Annotated in this window: 14 protein-coding genes and 1 pseudogene; 7 read left to right on the plus strand and 8 right to left on the minus strand. The window is 72.3% G+C overall.

Going from position 1 to position 17,039, the window contains the following annotated elements; all coding sequences use genetic code 11:
• Positions 1-4 precede the first annotated feature (4 nt).
• Positions 5-724, plus strand: a complete 720-nt coding sequence (locus ACVW2K_RS21375) for a hypothetical protein (RefSeq protein ID WP_457203891.1) — start codon at positions 5-7, stop codon at positions 722-724.
• A gap of 10 nt (positions 725-734) precedes the next feature.
• Here the strand turns inward: ACVW2K_RS21375 and ACVW2K_RS21380 are convergent, their stop codons facing one another.
• The 4 genes from ACVW2K_RS21380 to ACVW2K_RS21395 form a co-directional block, all read right to left on the minus strand.
• Positions 735-1,151, minus strand: a complete 417-nt coding sequence (locus tag ACVW2K_RS21380; protein ID WP_457203892.1) for a type II toxin-antitoxin system PemK/MazF family toxin — start codon at positions 1,149-1,151, stop codon at positions 735-737.
• A 150-nt stretch (positions 1,152-1,301) separates the two neighbouring features.
• Positions 1,302-1,898, minus strand: coding sequence for a hypothetical protein (locus ACVW2K_RS21385; protein WP_231496092.1), 597 nt, complete (start codon positions 1,896-1,898; stop codon positions 1,302-1,304).
• A gap of 10 nt (positions 1,899-1,908) precedes the next feature.
• Complete coding sequence (hrpA, locus tag ACVW2K_RS21390; RefSeq protein ID WP_457203893.1) at positions 1,909-5,661, minus strand: ATP-dependent RNA helicase HrpA; 3,753 nt, start codon at positions 5,659-5,661, stop codon at positions 1,909-1,911.
• Positions 5,662-6,177: 516 nt separating this feature from the next.
• The gene (locus tag ACVW2K_RS21395; RefSeq protein WP_457203894.1) at positions 6,178-6,465 is read right to left on the minus strand and encodes a GIY-YIG nuclease family protein; all 288 of its coding nucleotides are present in this window, start codon (positions 6,463-6,465) and stop codon (positions 6,178-6,180) included.
• Positions 6,466-7,026: 561 nt separating this feature from the next.
• Here ACVW2K_RS21395 and ACVW2K_RS21400 point away from each other — a divergent pair.
• A complete protein-coding gene (locus ACVW2K_RS21400) occupies positions 7,027-8,541 on the plus strand; it encodes an FAD-dependent oxidoreductase (RefSeq protein WP_457203895.1) in 1,515 nt (504 codons plus the stop codon).
• Positions 8,542-8,740: 199 nt separating this feature from the next.
• On the opposite strand, the gene ACVW2K_RS21405 is transcribed toward ACVW2K_RS21400, so the two are convergent.
• Positions 8,741-9,361: a TetR/AcrR family transcriptional regulator gene (locus tag ACVW2K_RS21405; protein WP_457203896.1), complete on the minus strand. Its 621-nt coding sequence runs from the start codon at positions 9,359-9,361 to the stop codon at positions 8,741-8,743.
• Between the two features lie 49 nt (positions 9,362-9,410).
• On the opposite strand from ACVW2K_RS21405, the pseudogene ACVW2K_RS21410 reads away from it, so the two are divergent.
• The 3 genes and pseudogenes from ACVW2K_RS21410 to ACVW2K_RS21420 all read left to right on the plus strand — a co-directional run.
• Positions 9,411-9,521 (plus strand): annotated as a pseudogene (locus tag ACVW2K_RS21410) (FAD-binding protein); the annotation flags it as partial.
• 41 nt (positions 9,522-9,562) lie between these two features.
• The gene (locus tag ACVW2K_RS21415; RefSeq protein ID WP_457203897.1) at positions 9,563-10,921 is read left to right on the plus strand and encodes a flavin-containing monooxygenase; all 1,359 of its coding nucleotides are present in this window, start codon (positions 9,563-9,565) and stop codon (positions 10,919-10,921) included.
• Positions 10,918-11,760, plus strand: a complete 843-nt coding sequence (locus tag ACVW2K_RS21420; RefSeq protein WP_457203898.1) for an SDR family NAD(P)-dependent oxidoreductase — start codon at positions 10,918-10,920, stop codon at positions 11,758-11,760. The genes ACVW2K_RS21415 and ACVW2K_RS21420 overlap by 4 nt, the downstream gene beginning before the upstream one ends.
• Here the strand turns inward: ACVW2K_RS21420 and ACVW2K_RS21425 are convergent.
• Positions 11,723-13,075: a threonine/serine ThrE exporter family protein gene (locus ACVW2K_RS21425; protein WP_457203899.1), complete on the minus strand. Its 1,353-nt coding sequence runs from the start codon at positions 13,073-13,075 to the stop codon at positions 11,723-11,725. The genes ACVW2K_RS21420 and ACVW2K_RS21425 overlap by 38 nt on opposite strands.
• A gap of 37 nt (positions 13,076-13,112) precedes the next feature.
• Between ACVW2K_RS21425 and ACVW2K_RS21430 the strand changes: the two genes are divergently transcribed.
• The gene (locus ACVW2K_RS21430; protein ID WP_457203900.1) at positions 13,113-13,652 is read left to right on the plus strand and encodes a DUF402 domain-containing protein; all 540 of its coding nucleotides are present in this window, start codon (positions 13,113-13,115) and stop codon (positions 13,650-13,652) included.
• A gap of 19 nt (positions 13,653-13,671) precedes the next feature.
• A complete protein-coding gene (locus ACVW2K_RS21435; protein WP_457203901.1) occupies positions 13,672-14,802 on the plus strand; it encodes a glutamate--cysteine ligase in 1,131 nt (376 codons plus the stop codon).
• On the opposite strand, the gene ACVW2K_RS21440 is transcribed toward ACVW2K_RS21435, so the two are convergent.
• A complete protein-coding gene (locus ACVW2K_RS21440) occupies positions 14,796-15,878 on the minus strand; it encodes a DNA polymerase IV (protein WP_457203902.1) in 1,083 nt (360 codons plus the stop codon). The two genes, ACVW2K_RS21435 and ACVW2K_RS21440, sit on opposite strands and share 7 nt — an antisense overlap.
• A gap of 8 nt (positions 15,879-15,886) precedes the next feature.
• Positions 15,887-16,984 (minus strand): FUSC family protein, encoded by a 1,098-nt coding sequence (locus ACVW2K_RS21445; protein WP_028637519.1) that lies wholly within the window; start codon positions 16,982-16,984, stop codon positions 15,887-15,889.
• Between the last annotated feature and the right edge of the window lie 55 nt (positions 16,985-17,039).

Raw genomic sequence — 17,039 nt, forward strand, 5'->3', positions numbered from 1 at the left:
CGCTGTGTCTCGGGTTCCCCTCGCCGCCGTGACCATGCTCACGGCCCTCGCCCTCGCCGGCTGCGGCGACGGTGGTGCGCCGGAGCGCGCGTCCGCGCCGGAGCCGAGGCAGCTCCCCACCCACACCGCGACCGCGACACCCGAGCCCACCCCCTCGACGACCGCGGCACCCGGCCCGACCCGCCGTCCCGGGCACAAGGTCGGCACGCTCGCTCCACGCACTCGCACGAGCACGGCCGGGGACGTGCACCTCCTCGCCGCCGACCGGCTGCCGACGATCGGCGGCCGCGCCTGGACCATCGGTACCGACCAGCCCGTCGGCCCCGTCGGCGCCTGCCAGAAGACCGCGCTCGAGACGATCGGCGCGATGTCGACCGCCCGCCGGTCGTTCACCGCGGACGACGGGCTCACCGCGACCCAGCTGGTCGCGCGGTTCCCGGACGCGAGGTCGGCCTGGCGCGCCCACCAGGTCCTGGTCGCCTGGCGCGACGACTGCGAGTCCCGGGTGCAGCGCTCGACGGTCGGCCCCCTCCAGCCCGTGACCGTGCGGACCGGCACCGGCGACAGCTATCGCGGCTCCTTCCGCGCCCGGTCCGCCGGCCTCGGCATCCTCCGCACCGGCAGCTACCTGACGATGGTCGAGGTCGCCGCTAACGGTGACCGCTACCCGCGCGACTGGGACCCGGCCCGGGTAGCCGTACGCCGGATCGCGCGCACCTTCTAGGTAGTGCGGCCTAGATCGTGTGGAACTTCCGGGCCTCGGTGACGACCCGGTCGAACACCGAGCGGTCGAGCGCGGCACCCTCCCGGCGTACGCCGGACGCGGTCAGCACGATCAGCCGGTCCAGCCGGACCTCGCTCGGTCGCCGCTCACGGTCCCAGCCGCCGGTGCCGACGTCCATCCAGTGCCGGCCCCAACGGTCCTCCTGGGCGGCGTCGCGGTCGTGGTCCTTGCTGGTCAGCATCAGGCCGAGCAGCCGCTTGCCGTCCCGGGCCAGCAGCAGCACCGGCCGGTCCTTGCCCTCCGCCGGGTCGTCCTCGTAGGGCACCCAGCCCCAGACGACCTCGCCCGGGTCGGGGCGCCCGTCGGCTTTGGGCGCGTAGACGGCCTGGACGGGCTTGCGGCGGAACAGCCGGCGGAGGGCTCGCATGGGCCCAGACTCGCACGGTTGCGGAGGAGGCCCGCAGATGAGGGAGTACGCCGGACCGGGAGCGCCTCACGGCGCGTGGCCGCTCGTAGCGGCTTATTGTGGGACCCGGGGCTGCCACAGCCCGACGTACTCGCGATGAGTGTAACGGGATCAGGCCAGGCCTTGTTCCATCTCCACATGTCCGGCGGACTCGAGCTGCTCGGAGAGCACCAGCACCCGCTGCACCTCGGCCGTGGAGCTCGAGCCGAGCGCCGCGCGACCGGTCGCCACCACCCGGGCGAACGCCGCCGCGCGCAGCAGGACGTCGGCGAAGTCGCTGCCCGCGATCCCGCGGAGCACCTCGTCGACCATCGCCCTGAGCTGGTCCGGCCCCGGCGGGTCGGCGACGCCCGCGACCACGCGCGCCACCTGGGCCGGGCGCCGGCCGGCCTCGAACTCGCGCGCGACGCCGACCGGGTCGGCGTACACCCACGAGCGCAGCAGGTAGAGCCGCCACAGGCAGCCGGCCAGCGAGTCGGCGGGCGACCCCGACCACACCTCGGCGATCGTCTCGATGCCCTCGGTGTCGGCCAGGTGCAGCAGCCGGTCCGCGACCTCCGAGTCGTCGGAGTCCCTGGCGCCGCGCACCAGCAGGGTCGCGGCCCGGTCCGCCGCCTCGCTCACGAGCGCCGGGTCGGTGCCGCCGACGAGCGACTCGAAGAACGGTCCGCCGGGCGTCATCGGCCGGTGGTGCTGACGATCACTCACGCCCTGCACACTACGGGGCGCGCTCCGGGGCGAGGCTGCGTCGGATGCGCTGGTCGCTGACCGGGGCTGGCGTGCCGAGCTGCTGGGCCCACAGCGAGACGCGGTACTCCTCCAGCATCCACCGCACCTGGCGCAGCCGCTCGCCGAGCGGCCGGCCCTCCGGCAGCGCGTCCACCTGGTGCAGGTAGGCGTCCTGGAGGTCGGCGACCTGGTCCATCAGCTGCCGGTCCCGGCTGACCTGCGCCCCGAGCCGCTCCCGGCGGTGCTCCACCGCGGCGAGGTAGGTCGGATAGCGGCGCAGCTGGGTCGTCCCCGCCTCGCCCACGAACCCGCGGTGCACCAGCCGCGCCAGCTGTGCGCGCAGGTCGGTCAGGGCGGGCAGCAGGGCCAGGTCCGCCCGCCCGCTGAGGCTCTTCTCGACTCCTCGCCACGCGTCGAGGACGCGCATCACGTCGGCCATCACCGCGCGCAGGTGCGCCTCGAGGTCGCGGGACGCCTCGGCTCTCAGCGCGGCGTACGCCTCCTCGTCCCGCACCGGCGGCCGGGCGTCGACCGCGGCCCCGACGACGGCCGCACGGCAGTCCTCGAGCAGCTCCGCGACGGTCGGGTACGGCGAGCCGGCGAGACCGAGCTTCTCGGTGTTGGTGAGTCCGTCCAGCACCCGCTTGACCGGCGAGGGTAGCTCGATCAGCAGCAGCCGCCGGACGCCGAGACGGTGCCGGGCCTCCTGCTCGTCGGCCGAGCCGAACACCTGCAGCCCGACCGTCTCGCCCTCGTCGACCAGTGCCGGGAAGACCTGCACCTCGTGGCCCGCGCGGTGCTGGGTGAACGAGGCGTCGACGGTGCCGAACGCCCACGTGGTCTCCCCGGTGCGCGCCAGCCCGCTCTCGCTGGCGACCTCGCGGATCGCCTCGGCGAACTTCGGCCGCAGCGGCTCCTTGAGCGCCTCCAGGTCCTTGCCGCGGGCCTGCTCGCGGCCGGCGTCGTCGACGACGCGGTACGTCGGTCGCAGGTGCTCGGGCACCTTCGACCAGTCCCAGGCGTCGCGGGGCACGACCACGCCGGTGGTCGAGCGGCACCACCGCTCCAGGGCGTCGAGCAGCCCCTCCTCCCCCGGAGGCACGGCGGCCAGGAAATCGCGCGCCTTGTTGGGCGCGGGCACGAAGTTCACGCGCAGGTTCTTGGGCAGGCTGCGGATCAGGCTGGTGACCAGCTCCTCCCGCAGCCCGGGGACGTTCCACGAGAAGTCGTCGGCCTCGACCCTGTTCAGCGTCGCGACGGGCACGTCGATGGTCAGGCCGTCGTCGGCGGCGCCGGGCTCGAAGTGGTAGCTGATCGGGAACGTCAGGCCCTCGGCCTCCCAGAGCTCCGGGTAGTCGCCCTCGCTGATCTCCCCGGCCGTGTCGTGGGTGAGCATCGACGGGTCGAACGTGAGCAGTCCGCCGTGGCGCTGCCGCTCCTGCTTCCACCAGCTGTCGAAGTGCGCGCCGCTCACGACGTCCGCCGGGATCCGCTGGTCGTAGAACTCGAAGAGCGTGTGCTCGTCGACCACGATGTCGCGCCGCCGGGCGCGGTGCTCGAGCTCCTCGGCCTCCTCCAGCAGCCGGCGGTTCGTCTCCAGGAAGCGGTGCCGGCTGTTCCACTCGCCGTACACGAGCGCATGCCGGATGAAGAGCTCCCGCGCCAGCGGCGGGTCGACCTTGCCGTAGGAGATCAGGCGGTCCGCGACCAGCGGCACGCCGTACAGCGTGACGCGCTCGTGGGCCATCACGGCCGCCCGCTTCTTGCTCCAGTGCGGCTCGGAGTAGGTCCGCTTCGCCAGCTCGCCGGCGAGCCGCTCGGCCCACTCGGGCTTGATGGCGGCATTCTGCCGCGCCCAGAGCCGGCTCGTCTCGACGAGCTCGCCGGCCATGAGGAACTGCGGGTTCTTCCGGTGCAGCCCGCTGCCCGGGAAGATCGCGAACTTCGCGCCGCGAGCGCCGAGGTACTCACGCATGCCTCGCTCGCCCTTCTCCCGCACCTCGAGCAGGCCGATGTGGGAGAGGAGCCCGGACAGCAGCGCCTGGTGGATGCCGTCGCTGTCGACCGCCCCGTGGTCGGTGGTCGAGTGAGCCGCGAGGGACGAGCGGCTCGTATCGAGACCCATCTCCTTGCAGACCTGGCGCAGCTGGGACTCGAAGTCCTGCCACTCGCGCACCCGCAGGTAGTTGAGGAACTCGCGCTTGCACATCCGGCGGAACGCCGACGAGGACAGCTCGCGCTGCTGGTCCTTGACGTACCGCCACAGGTTGAGCCAGCTGAGGAAGTCGCTGCCGTCGGCCTTGAACCGGGCGTGCTGCTGGTCGGCCTGCGCCTGCATCTCGGCCGGCCGCTCGCGCGGGTCCTGGAGCGACAGCGCCGCGGCGATCACGATCACCTCGCGCACGCAGCCGAGCCGCTCGGCCTCGAGGATCATCCGGGCCAGCCGCGGGTCGATCGGCAGCCGCGCCAGCCGGCGGCCGATCCGCGAGAGCTTCCCGTCCCGGAGGGCGCCGAGCTCCTCCAGCAGCTGGACCCCCGCGGTGACGTTGCGGCGGTCCGGAGGCTCGAGGAACGGGAACCGGGCGATGTCACCCAGCCCCAGCGAGGCCATCTGGAGGATGACGCTGGCCAGGTTGGTGCGCAGGATCTCCGGGTCCGTGAACTCGGACCGGCCCTCGAAGTCCTCCTCGGAGTAGAGCCGGATCGCGATACCGGCCTCGACCCGGCCGCAACGTCCGGACCGCTGGTTGGCCGACGCCTGGCTGATCGGCTCGATGGGCAGCCGCTGCACCTTGGTCCGCACCGAGTAGCGGCTGACGCGCGCGACACCGGTGTCGACGACGTACCGGATCCCCGGGACGGTCAAGGACGTCTCCGCGACGTTGGTGGCCAGCACGACCCGGCGTCCGGTGTGGGAGGAGAACACCTTGTGCTGCTCGGCGGCGGACAGCCGCGAGTACAGCGGCACGATCTCGGTGCGCGGCAGGTCCTTCATCGCGTCGGCGGTGTCGCGGATCTCGCGCTCGCCCGGCAGGAAGACGAGCACGTCGCCCGGTCCCTCCGCCGACAGCTCCTTGACCGCGTCGACGATCGCCTCGGTCTGGTCACGCACGACGACCTCTCCCTCGTCGTCCTCCTCGGACAGCGCCATCAGCGGCCGGTAGCGGATCTCGACCGGGTAGGTGCGGCCGGACACCTCGACGACGGGCGCGTCGAAGTGCTGCGCGAACCGGTCGACGTCGATGGTGGCGGAGGTGATGACCAGCTTCAGGTCGGGGCGCTTCGGCAGCAGCCGCTTGAGGTAGCCGAGCAGGAAGTCGATGTTGAGGCTCCGCTCGTGCGCCTCGTCGATGATGATCGTGTCGTACTTCCGCAGCTGCCGGTCCCGCTGGAGCTCGGCGAGCAGGATGCCGTCGGTCATCAGCTTCACCCGGCTCTGCTTCGACGTCCGGTCGGTGAAGCGGACCTGGTAGCCGACCAGGTCGCCGAGGTCGGTCCTCAGCTCGCTGGCGATCCGCTCCGCGACCGAGCGCGCCGCGATCCGGCGCGGCTGGGTGTGCCCGATCAGGCCCTTCGTGCCGCGGCCGAGCTCGAGGCAGATCTTCGGCAGCTGGGTCGTCTTGCCCGAGCCGGTCTCCCCCGCCACGATCACGACCTGGTGGTCGCGGATGGCGGCGGCGATGTCCTCGCGGCGCTGGGTGACCGGCAGCTCCGGAGGGTAGGCGATCTGGAGCTCGGTCATGACCGGTCCATTGTGCCGGGCCACTGCACACTTCGTTGGTCGAGTAGCCCGCCGCGAGGGACGAGCGGCGGGCGTATCGAGACCCACCGCCTCACGGAGGTCTCGATACGCTCGCTGGCGCTCGCTACTCGACCACCGACTACTGCTTCGTTGGTCGAGTAGCCCGCCGCGAGGAACGAGCGGCGGACGTATCGAGACCCACCACTACACGCGGGTCTCGATACGCTCGCTGGCGCTCGCTTCGTTGGTCGAGTAGCCCGCCGCGAGGGACGAGCGGCGGGCGTATCGAGACCCACCGCCTCACGCAGGTCTCGATACGCTCGCTGGCGCTCGCTACTCGACCACCGAACACGTCGTTGGTCGAGTAGCCCGCCGCGAGGGACGAGCGGCGGGCGTATCGAGACCCATCGCCTCACGGAGGTCTCGATACGCTCGCTGGCGCTCGCTACTCGACCACCGAACACGTCGTTGGTCGAGTAGCCCGCCGCGAGGAACGAGCGGCGGGCTACTCGAGACCTACCCTCCGAAGTCCTTCTCCGAGAGAGCGGGCAACGCGGCGTAGTCCTGGTCGATCAGGGCCAGCCGCTTGGAGCGGCCCCAGTTCTGGATCTGCTTCTCGCGTGCGAACGCGTCACCGATGTGTTCATGCTCCTCGTGCCAGACCAGCTCCACCGGTAACCGGCGACGTGTGTACACCGACCCCTCTCCTGTTTGGTGCTGGTGCAGCCGGAGGCCCAGGTTGTAGGTGCTGCCGACATAGAGGGAGCCGTCGGAGCATCGGAGCATGTAGGTGTAGGCGGTCACCTCTCCACGGTGCCGATCGCAGTGCGGCCGCGCCACCGCGTCTCCGGGAGTTGTGGACAGCGGGTCTCGATACGCTCGCTGGCGCTCGCTACTCGACCACCGACTACTGCTTCGTTGGTCGAGTAGGCCACCGCGAGGGACGAGCGGCGGACGTATCGAGACCCACCGCCACACGCAGGTCTCGATACGCTCCCTGGCGCTCGCTACTCGACCACCGACTACTGCTTCGTTGGTCGAGTAGGCCACCGCGAGGGACGAGCGGCGGACGTATCGAGACCCACCGCCACACGCAGGTCTCGATACGGTCGCTGGCGCTCGCTACTCGGCCACCGACTACTGCTTCGTTGGTCGAGTAGGCCGCCGTGAGGAACGAGCGGCGGACGTATCGAGACCCACCGCCACACGCAGGTCTCGATACGCTCGCTGGCGCTCGCTACTCGACCACCGACTACTGCTTCGTTGGTCGAGTAGCCCGCCGCGAGGAACGAGCGGCGGACGTCGGCCACCGACCTGCACTCGCTATTCGGCGCCTGGAATGGAACGTGTTCTAGTATCGCCCGCATGACCGATGTGTACGACGTCGTGGTCGTGGGCTCGGGTGGGGGCGCGATGACCGGCGCGTTCCTCGCCCAGAAGTCCGGGCTGTCGACCGTGGTGGTCGAGAAGACCGGCCTGCTCGGCGGGACCTCGGCGTACTCCGGTGGGGCGTGCTGGCTGCCCGGCAGCGACGTGCAGCAGCGCGCGGGCATCGCGGACTCGACGGAGTCCGCGCGGGAATACCTCGGCGCGATCCTCGTCGACCCCGACGAGGCGAAGGTCGAGGCGTTCCTCGCGCACGCGCCCGAGCTCGTCGCGGAGCTGGAGGCCGACGAGGCGATCGACTTCGAGTGGCTGCCGTTCCCCGAGTACTACGCCGCGCCCGGCCGGGTGCCGTTCGGGAGGTCGATCCAGCCGGCCAACGTCAAGCGCGGCGACCTGCCGGAGCGGGTCGGCGCGCTGGTGCGGCCGCCGGTCGAGCGCGACCGTGCGGGCGAGGGCGGCCGGAACACCCTGAGCGGCGGGCAGGCGCTGATCGCGCGACTGCTGGACGGATTCCTGCGCGACGGCGGCACCGTCCTGACCGAGCTGCCCGTGACCGGGCTGGTGCTGGACGGCGACCGCGTGGTGGGTGTCGCTGGCATGACCCCCGAGGGTCCGAAGGAGATCCGTGCACGCCGCGGCGTGCTGGTCGCCGCGGGTGGCTTCGAGGGCAACGCCGGGCTGCGCGCGGAGCACGGCGTGCCGGGCGATGTCGCCTGGACGATGGCGCCGGCCGGCACCAACACCGGCGAGCCGATCGTCGCCGGCACGTCCATCGGTGCCGCGACCGACTACCGCGGCATCGGATGGTTCTGCCCCGGTCTCGAGCAGCCGGACGGCGGCGGCTCGTTCACCCTCGGCTTCCGGTCCGGGCTGATGGTCGACCAGGCCGGCCGCCGGTACGCCAACGAGTCCCTCCCCTACGACCGGTTCGGCCGGGCGATGGCCGAGGCGCCGGAGCGGATCCCTTCCTGGTACGTCTTCGACTCCCGGGAGGGCGGCCGGCTGCCGGCCATCGCGATGCCCGAGGGCGACCCGGCCGCCCACCTCGCGGCCGGCACCTGGGTGCAAGCGGACTCGCTGCCGGAGCTGGCCGCCGCGATCGGCGTACCGCCCGCGGAGCTGGTGGCCACCGCCGAGCGGTTCAACGGCTTCTGCGAGTCGGGCGTCGACGAGGACTTCGGCCGCGGCGAGGACGAGTACGACACCTTCTTCGCCGGCGGCGAGGGCCCCAACAAGGCCCTCACCCCGGTGACACAGGCGCCGTACTACGCGGCCCGCTTCGTGCTCTCCGACCTCGGCACCAAGGGCGGGCTCGTCACCGACGCCGCCGGGCGCGTGCTACGAGAGGGCGGCAGTCACATCGCCAGCCTGTACGCCGCCGGGAACTCCGCCGCGTCGGTCTTCGGCACGGTGTACCCCGGCCCCGGCGCGCCGCTCGGCTCCGCGATGGTCTTCGCGTCGCTCGCGGTGCGGGACCTGCGGTCCAGCACGTAGCACTTGCCCGTCGCTCCCTCCTCGTCACTGCCCTGGCGCTCGTGGGGACCGTCGGGGTGTCGTCGCCCGCTCGGGCGGGCGGGTCTCGATACGCCCACCGCTCGTTCCTCGCGGCGGGCTACTCGACCAACGAAGCAGTCGTCGGTGGTCGAGTAGCGAGCGCCAGCGAGCGTGTCGAGACCTCCGGCTCCCGCCCCGGCTACCGGCCCGGCGTGACCTCGACGATCGCGGGCAGCGACGCGGCCATGATCTCGAGCAGCTCCTCGCGGGTCACCCCGCGCGGCTCGGCGATCCAGGAGAGCACCAGCTCCTCCACCATCGCCGACCAGCCGCGCACCACCAGCCGGGTCGCGGGGGTGTCGGGGATGATGTCGCCCTGCGCGTCCTCGCGGAAGACCCGGCCGTTCAGCGCCGACCGGGCCTCCTCGTAGATCTCGCGCAGCGTCTCGTTGCCGCCGGCCGCCGCTTTCACCAGGGACAGGTAGCCCTCGTGGTTGTCCACGACGTAGTCGAGGTACGCCGACAACGAGGTCAGCATCCGCTCCATCGGCTCGCCGTCGACCGGGGGTGCCGTCTGCTCGATCAGGTCGTCGGCAGCCCGGCGTACGACGGCCTCGTGGAAGGCGTGCTTGTTGCCGAAGTAGTGGTAGAGCAGCCCGCGCGAGATCCCGGCCTCCTCCGCGAGCAGGTCGATCGAGAGCTCATCGAGGGACCGGTGGGCGAGCAGCTTCACGCCCAGGTCGAGGAGCTGCTCCCGCCGCTGCTCGGGCGACAGGCGGGTCCGGCCCCCAGACGTCTGGCGGAGGTTAGGCTGACTCACGGCCACCACTCTATTGACACTTTTTCAATAACGCCAGTACGGTCGGCCCATGCATGTGGAGCACCTCATCGTCGGAGCGGGCTTCGCCGGACTGTGCGCCGCCATCAAGCTCCAGGAGGACGGCGAGACCGACTTCCTGGTGGTCGAGAAGGGGTCGGACGTCGGCGGCACGTGGCGTGACAACACCTACCCCGGCGCGGCGTGCGACGTCCCGAGCGCCAGCTCTACTCGTACTCGTTCGCGACCAATCCCGAGTGGTCGATGTCGTACTCCCCGCAGCCGGAGATCCAGGCCTACCTGCGCTCGGTCGCCGAGAGCTCGGGCACCCTCGACCGGTTCGAGTTCGACACCCGCTTCGAGGACGCGACCTGGGACGAGGCGGCCCAGGTGTGGCGGTCGCGGATCACCGGGCCGGACGGCGAGCGCACGGTCGTGTCGCGCACGCTGGTCGTCGGCGCGGGCAGCCTGTCGGAGCCGAAGCCGCCGGAGATCGAAGGCATCGAGACGTTCCAGGGCGAGCTGTTCCACTCCGCGCGGTGGAACCACGACGTCGACCTGGCCGGCAAGCGGGTCGCGGTGATCGGCACCGGCGCCTCGGCGATCCAGATCGTCCCCGAGCTGCAGCAGTCCCTGGCGGCCAGCGGCGGCCACCTCGACGTCTACCAGCGCACCGCCCCGTGGGTGATCCCGCGCAACGACCGTCGGTACGGCGCCCTCGAGCGACGCGCGCTGCGCCGGCTCCCGCTGCTGCGGAAGGTCTACCGGACCGGCATCTACTGGGCGCACGAGGCCTACGTGCCCGCGTTCACCATCGAGCCGAAGATCGCCGCCCCCGCCAAGCAGGCCGCGCTCGCGAACATCCGCAAGGGCATCAAGGACCCGGCGCTGCGCGAGCGCGTGACTCCCCACTTCGAGATCGGCTGCAAGCGGATCCTGCGCTCCAACACGTGGTACCCGGCACTCGCCGCGGACAACACCGAGCTCGTGACCGATCCCATCGCAAAGGTCACCGGCAGCGCGGTCGTCACCGCCGACGGGGTGGAGCGGCCGGTCGACGTCCTGGTCGTGGCAACCGGCTTCCACACCACCGACCTGCCGTTCGCCGAGCACGTCACCGGCACCGCCGGGCGGAGCCTGGCGGACGTCTGGCGCGAGCAGGGCATGGCGGCGTACAAGGGCACGACGGTGCCCGGCTTCCCGAACCTGTTCGTCCTGGTCGGCCCCAACACGGGCCAGGGCCACACCAGCATGGTCTTCATCATCGAGGCCCAGGTCGCCTACCTCCGCGACGCCGTGCGCACCATGCGCGAGCGCGGCCTCGGCGCGATCGAGCCGCGCGAGGCGGCGCACCGGAAGTGGAACCGCAGCGTTCAGCGCCGGATGAAGCGCACGGTCTGGACGACGGGCGGCTGCGAGAGCTGGTACCTGGACGAGCACGGCCGCAACACCACGCTGTGGCCGAAGGCCACCTTCACGTTCCGCCGCAACCTCGCCCGCTTCGACGCCGACGCCTACGACACCACCCCGGTCCCCACCAGCAGGGAGGAACAGCCCGCATGAAGTCCTTCGACGACAAGGTCGTGGCGATCACGGGAGCGGGCTCCGGCATCGGCCGGGCGCTCTCGATCAACCTGGCCCGCCAGGGCGCGCTGCTGGCGATCTCCGACGTCGACGACGCCGGGCTGGCCGAGACCGTCGACCTGGTCAAGGCGGCCGGCGCCCGGGAGGTGCGCTCCGACCACCTCGACGTCGCCGACCGCGCCGCGTTCGCGGCGTACGCCTCCTCGGTGGCCGAGCAGCTCGGCCGGGTGAACGTGGTCGTGAACAACGCCGGTGTCGCGCTCGCAGGGAACCTCGAGGACCTCGAGTACGGCGACATGGACTGGATCGTCGGCATCAACTTCTGGGGCGTGCTGCACGGCACCAAGGAGTTCCTGCCCCACCTGATCGCGTCGGGCGACGGCCACGTCGTGAACATCTCGTCGCTGTTCGGGCTCGTCTCGATGCCCGGCCAGAGCATGTACAACGCCGCCAAGTACGCCGTCCGAGGCATGTCCGAGGCGCTCCGCGAGGAGATGCTGGTCGCCGGTCACCCGGTCGGCGTGACCGTGGTGCACCCCGGCGGCATCAAGACCGCGATCGCGCGCAACGCCCGCGTCTCCGCCAAGGAGGACAAGGAGCGCACGGCGAGGCTGTTCGACGAGAAGCTCGCCAAGATGACCCCGGAGCGGGCCGCCGAGATCATCGTCAAGGGCGTGCTGCACGACAAGGCGCGGGTGCTCGTCGGGCTCGACGCGCACGCGGTCCACCACCTCGCGAAGCTCACCGGCTCGCGCTACCAGGACATCGTGGCGAAGGCCGCTAGTCGCGTGCTTCCGGACCGGACGACGGTCGTCTGACCCGACGGGTCCGCACCTTGAGCGGGCCGACCAGGCGCGGTCCCGCGAGCCGGCCCTCGAGCCGGCGTGCCTCGCGCCGGAGCGGCTGGGCGACGTACTCACCGAGGATCACGCCGGAGGCCAGTGCGATCGCGACCGACGCGGCCGTGATGATCGCCAGCAGCCCCTCCGACGTGTAGTGGCCGCCCTCGGCCAGCAGGCTCAGCCCGCGGTAGATCGAGAGGCCCGGCAGCATCGGCACGACGGCGGAGACCACCACGACGAGCGGTGGCACCAGCAGCCGGCCGGCGACCGTGTAGCTCACGAGGCCGACGAAGAACGCCGCCAGTGCCGTCGACCAGGTGCTGCCGACGCCGCCGAGCGTGATCGTCTGGCTGATCAACATCGCCACCGCGGCGACCACCCCGATCCAGACCAGGGTGCGGCGCGGGGCGTAGGACGCGAACGCGAACGCCGCGGCACAGATCCCCGCCCCGACCGCCATCATCGTCACGTCCCGGAGGTTGGACGCGGCGCCCACCTCGATCTTCCCGACCGAGATGCCCAGCAGGTCGGCCACGGTGAGGCCGCCGCTGACGCCGGCGATGATCCCTGCCGTCGCCAGCAGTGCCTCGGTGAGCCGCGCGCCGGCCGTGACGTAGAAGCCGGTGAGCGCGTCCTGGAGCGCGCCCATGAAGCCGATGCCGGCGAGCAGCATGATCAGGTTCGCGGTGACGACCAGCGACGGGTCGAGGTCGCCCCAGGCTGCCTTCGCGAGCACGGCGATCAGGGTGGCCACCCCGCCACCGGCGACCTGGCGGTAGAAGAACGGGACCCGTCGCCGCCCCATCACCAGCTGCAACCGGTCGATGGCGATCGCCGCGACCGCCGCGATCAGGACCACGGCTGCGTTCCCCCCCAGCTGGAGCCCGACGCCGGCGGCCATCACACCCCAGCCGAGGGTGGCCGCCCAGCGCGGCAGGATGTGGCCGGAGGAGACGATCCGGGCCAGCCGCGCCCGGGCGTCCTTCAGATCGGCCTCGCCACGCAGCACGTCGCGGACCAGTTGGTCGACGAGCGTCAGGTCCTCGTAGTCGATGTCGCGCTGCTTGACCTGCCGGATCAGCACGACCGCCGGCTCCTCGGGGTCGGGCTGGAAGCTCATCGAGAGCGAGGTGAAGGTGACGTCGACCTCGGGCCGGCGCACGCCGTACTCCCAGGACAGCGCCTGCATGGTCGCCGTGACGTCCGCCGCGCCGGCTCCGGACGAGAGCAGGAGCTCGCCGACGCGGAGGCAGAAGTCCAGGGTCAGGTTGAGCTCGCGGGACTCCAACATGGCCGTCATGGTCGCAGCCGGCTGGTAGACAGGTCACGTGACCCCACCACCGGGAACGCCCGTCCGGATCGTGATGTCGAAGTGGGGTGACCGGCCGCACTGGGAGCTCGGCACGACCTACCTCGGCAGCGACGAGCACGGCGACTGGCTGGGCATCCGGCCGGGCACCGTGATGACCCGGCCCGGCATGACCTACGTCGCGCCCACCCGCCAGGTCGGGCTCATCCCGGCGGCCGGGCCGGACGAGGGCCGCGGCTGGCTGGCGACCTTCCACGACGTCGACGGACCGCTGCAGGTGTACGTCGACGTCACGACCCCGCCGGTCTGGGACGGCACCGTCGTGCGCGCAGTGGACCTGGACCTGGACGTGGTCCGCGGGAACACCGGCCGGGTCTGGGTCGACGACGAGGACGAGTTCGCGGACCACCGGATCCGGTTCCGCTACCCCGACGACCTGGTGGCTGCGGCGATGGCGTCGTGCGACCGCGTGCAGGCCGCGGTGGCGGCCGGCGCGGCGCCGTACCACGGCGTGGCCGCGAGCTGGATCGCCCGGGTGGAGGACATGCCCCTCAGTTGACCTGTGGAACGCTGGTCGGGTGCGCATCGACTTCCACGGATCTCCCGAGCCGACGCTGGGCGTGGAGTGGGAGCTGGCGCTCGTCGACCGGCGCACCCGCGACCTGCGCAACGACGCCACGCACCTGTTCGCCCGGGCGAAGCCGCGGCTCCCGGACCCGGGCAAGCTGCACAAGGAGATGCTCCGCAACACCGTGGAGCTCGTCAGCGGCGTGTGCCGCACCGCCGGTGCCGCGATGGCGGACCTGCAGCAGACCCTCGAGGTGGTCCTCCCGGCCGGCGACGACCTCGACATCGACCTGTACGGCGCCGGCACCCATCCGTTCGCGACCTGGACCGGGCAGCAGCTCACCGAGGGCCACCGCTACGAGGAGCTGATCAACCGCACCCAGTGGTGGGGCCGGCAGATGCTGATCTGGGGCGTGCACGTGCACGTGGGCCTGCCCGAGAAGGAGCGGGTGATGCCGGTGCTCTCGGCCCTGCTCACCTACTACCCGCACCTGCAGGCACTCTCGGCCTCGTCCCCGATCTGGGCCGGCACGGACACGGGGTACGCCTCCAACCGCGCCCTGATGTTCCAGCAGCTCCCCACGGCCGGGTTGCCGTTCCAGTTCGAGACGTGGTCGGAGTTCGAGGCGTTCGCCCAGGACCAGGTCGTCACCGGCGTGATCGAGGAGCTCACCGAGATCCGCTGGGACCTCCGGCCGGCGCCGGCGCACGGCACGCTCGAGAACCGGGTCTGCGACGGTGTCTCCAACTTCACCGAGCTCGCGGCACTGGTCGCGCTCATGCACTGCCTCGTGATCGACCTGGACACCCGGCTCGCCGCGGGCGAGATCCTCCCGACGATGCCGCCGTGGCACGTGCAGGAGAACAAGTGGCGCGCCGCGCGCTACGGCCTGGACGCGATCGTGATCACGGACGCGGCGTCGAACGAGCGACTGGTCACCGACGACCTCGCCGACCTGCTCGAGCGCCTCGGCCCGGTCGCCGACCGGCTGGGCTGCGCCGCCGAGCTGGACTCGGTGGCCGACATCCCGCGCCGGGGCGCGTCGTACCAGCGCCAGCGGGCGGTCGCCGAGGCCACCGACGGCGACCTGGTCGCGGTCGTCGACTCCGTGGTGCGGGAGCTGCGCGCCGGCCTTCAGTAGCCCCCGTCCGGGGGCACCATCTCCAGCCGGACGCCGAGCAGCCGCACCGGCCGGTCGCGGTGCCGGTCATCGAGCCGGTCCAGCAGCGAGACCGCCGCGTCACCGAGCACGGACGGGTCGTTCGTGGGCGCCGGCAGGGTCAGGCTGCGGCTCACGGTGACGAAGGGCTTCAGCCGAACCTTGAGGCCGACCCGCGCCGCCGGCCGGCCCTCGGCGTCGATGTCCGCGACCACGCGCCGGGTCAGCTCCCGGATCGCGGCCGCGACCTCCTCCGGCGTCTCGAGGTCCTGCTGGAACGTCTCCTCGCGCCCGTGCGCGCGCGGCACCCACGGCGTGGCGTCCACCGGACCGGTGTCCGCGCCCCGGGCGAGGCGGTGGTACCACGGCCCCATCGTGGGTCCGAGCTCGGCGGCCAGCAGCCGGGCGTCGGAGCTCGCGAGCTGGGCGACGGTGTCGATGCCGAGCGCGGCCAGCTTCTTGCCGGTCTTCGAGCCGATCCCCCACAGCGCCGTGGTCGGCCGCTCCCCCATCACCTCGAACCAGTTCTCCTCCGTCAGCTGCCACACACCGCGCGGCTTGCCGAAGTCGGTCGCGATCTTGGCGCGCAGCTTGTTGTCGCCGATGCCGACCGAGCAGTGCAGCTCGGTGGCGGCCAGCACGGCTGTCCGCACCCGCTCCGCGAACTCCCGCGGGTCGCCGAGGTCCGCGTGCCCCGCGCCCGCGCCGAGGAACGCCTCGTCCCAGCCGAGCACCTCGAGCACGACGGGCACGCCACCCCACTCCAGGCCGCGCAGCGTCGCCATCACCTCGGCCGACGCGGCGTCGTACGCGTCCTTGTCGACCGGCAGGAACACCGCGTCCGGGCACTTCCGGGCGGCCACCCGCAGCGGCATCCCGGACCCGACGCCGTACGCGCGGGCCTCGTACGACGCGGTCGCCACCACCCCGCGCTCGGCGGGGTCGCCGCGTCCGCCCACGACGACGGGCAGCCCGGCCAGCTCGGGGCGGCGCAGCACCTCGACGGCGGCGATGAACTGGTCCAGGTCGACGTGCAGCACCCACCGCTCGCCCGCCACGGCCGGGCTCATCGCGGCGGCGGCAGCGCGTCGGTCGACTCCAGCTGGTCCATGCCCGTGACCATGAGCAGGTCGACGACGACCGACCGCAGCTGGGCCAGGACCGCCTCGGCCGCGAGCACGTCGGTGCGCTCCACCTGTCCCGTCGCCTCGGCGACCGCCAGCAGCGCCGGCTGGGCCGCCGTGGCCATCCGGTTGGCGGCCAGCTCCTCGGCCACGGCATCGCCGGCGTCGGCGAGGTCGAGCGCGAGCAGCGCGTAGGAGCCCGGGACCGGGCGGCGGTGGTACGCCGCGACCGCGGTCTGCCGGACCAGCACGCGGGTGCTGCGCAGCGCCCGGTCGAGCGGGTCGACGAGCTCGGCCATCTTGCGCAGGTCGTCGCGGTGCCGGACCCGGAACGGTGACGACTCGACGACCGAGAGGCCCTCGTCCGCCGCGTCCTGGAGCTCGCGGATCAGGAAGTCCGTCGACCGCGCGTCGGCGAGCAGCGCCAGCGCCCGCGCGGCCTCGCCGTCGGACATCACCTCACCCGCGGCCCGCAGCAGCGCCGCGACCTTCCGCATCACGACCGCGGCCTGCTCACGCGGTCGCCGCAACGGCGCCGCCGGCACGATCGTCGCCGCCACCAGCGCGACCGCGCCGCCGATCACGGCGTCGGTCCAGCGGGTGAACGCCTGGCTGGGGTCGGCCGCCAACCCGGCGATCACGATCGACTGCACCGCAGCCTGGGTCACGAACAGCGGGCCCTCGTCGAGCAGGAACGCCGCCGACATCGACAGCGCGACGATCAGCCCGATCTGCCAGCCGCCGGACCCGAGCCAGGCCACGAGGAGGTCGGCGAGCAGGACCCCCACGGCGACGCCGATGGTGACCTCGGCGACCCGGCGCAGCCGCTGGCCGTAGGACGTCCCGAGGGCGACGACCGCTGCGACCGGCGCGAAGAACGGGGTCGGGTGGCCGAACAGGTCGGCGGCGACGAACCAGGCCACCCCGGCGGCGATCGCACACTGCCCGATCTGCCAGGTCTTCGACTCCAGCCGCTTGATCCGGGCGCGCAACGAGGTGCGCCCGCGGTCCCACATCCGGTCGAGCGGCCCCGCCTCCATGCGGGCGATCCTGCCACGCGGGCCCGCACCGTCACGGCGCCGAGCACGGTGCCGA

This window comes from Nocardioides sp. HB32, assembly GCF_054058995.1.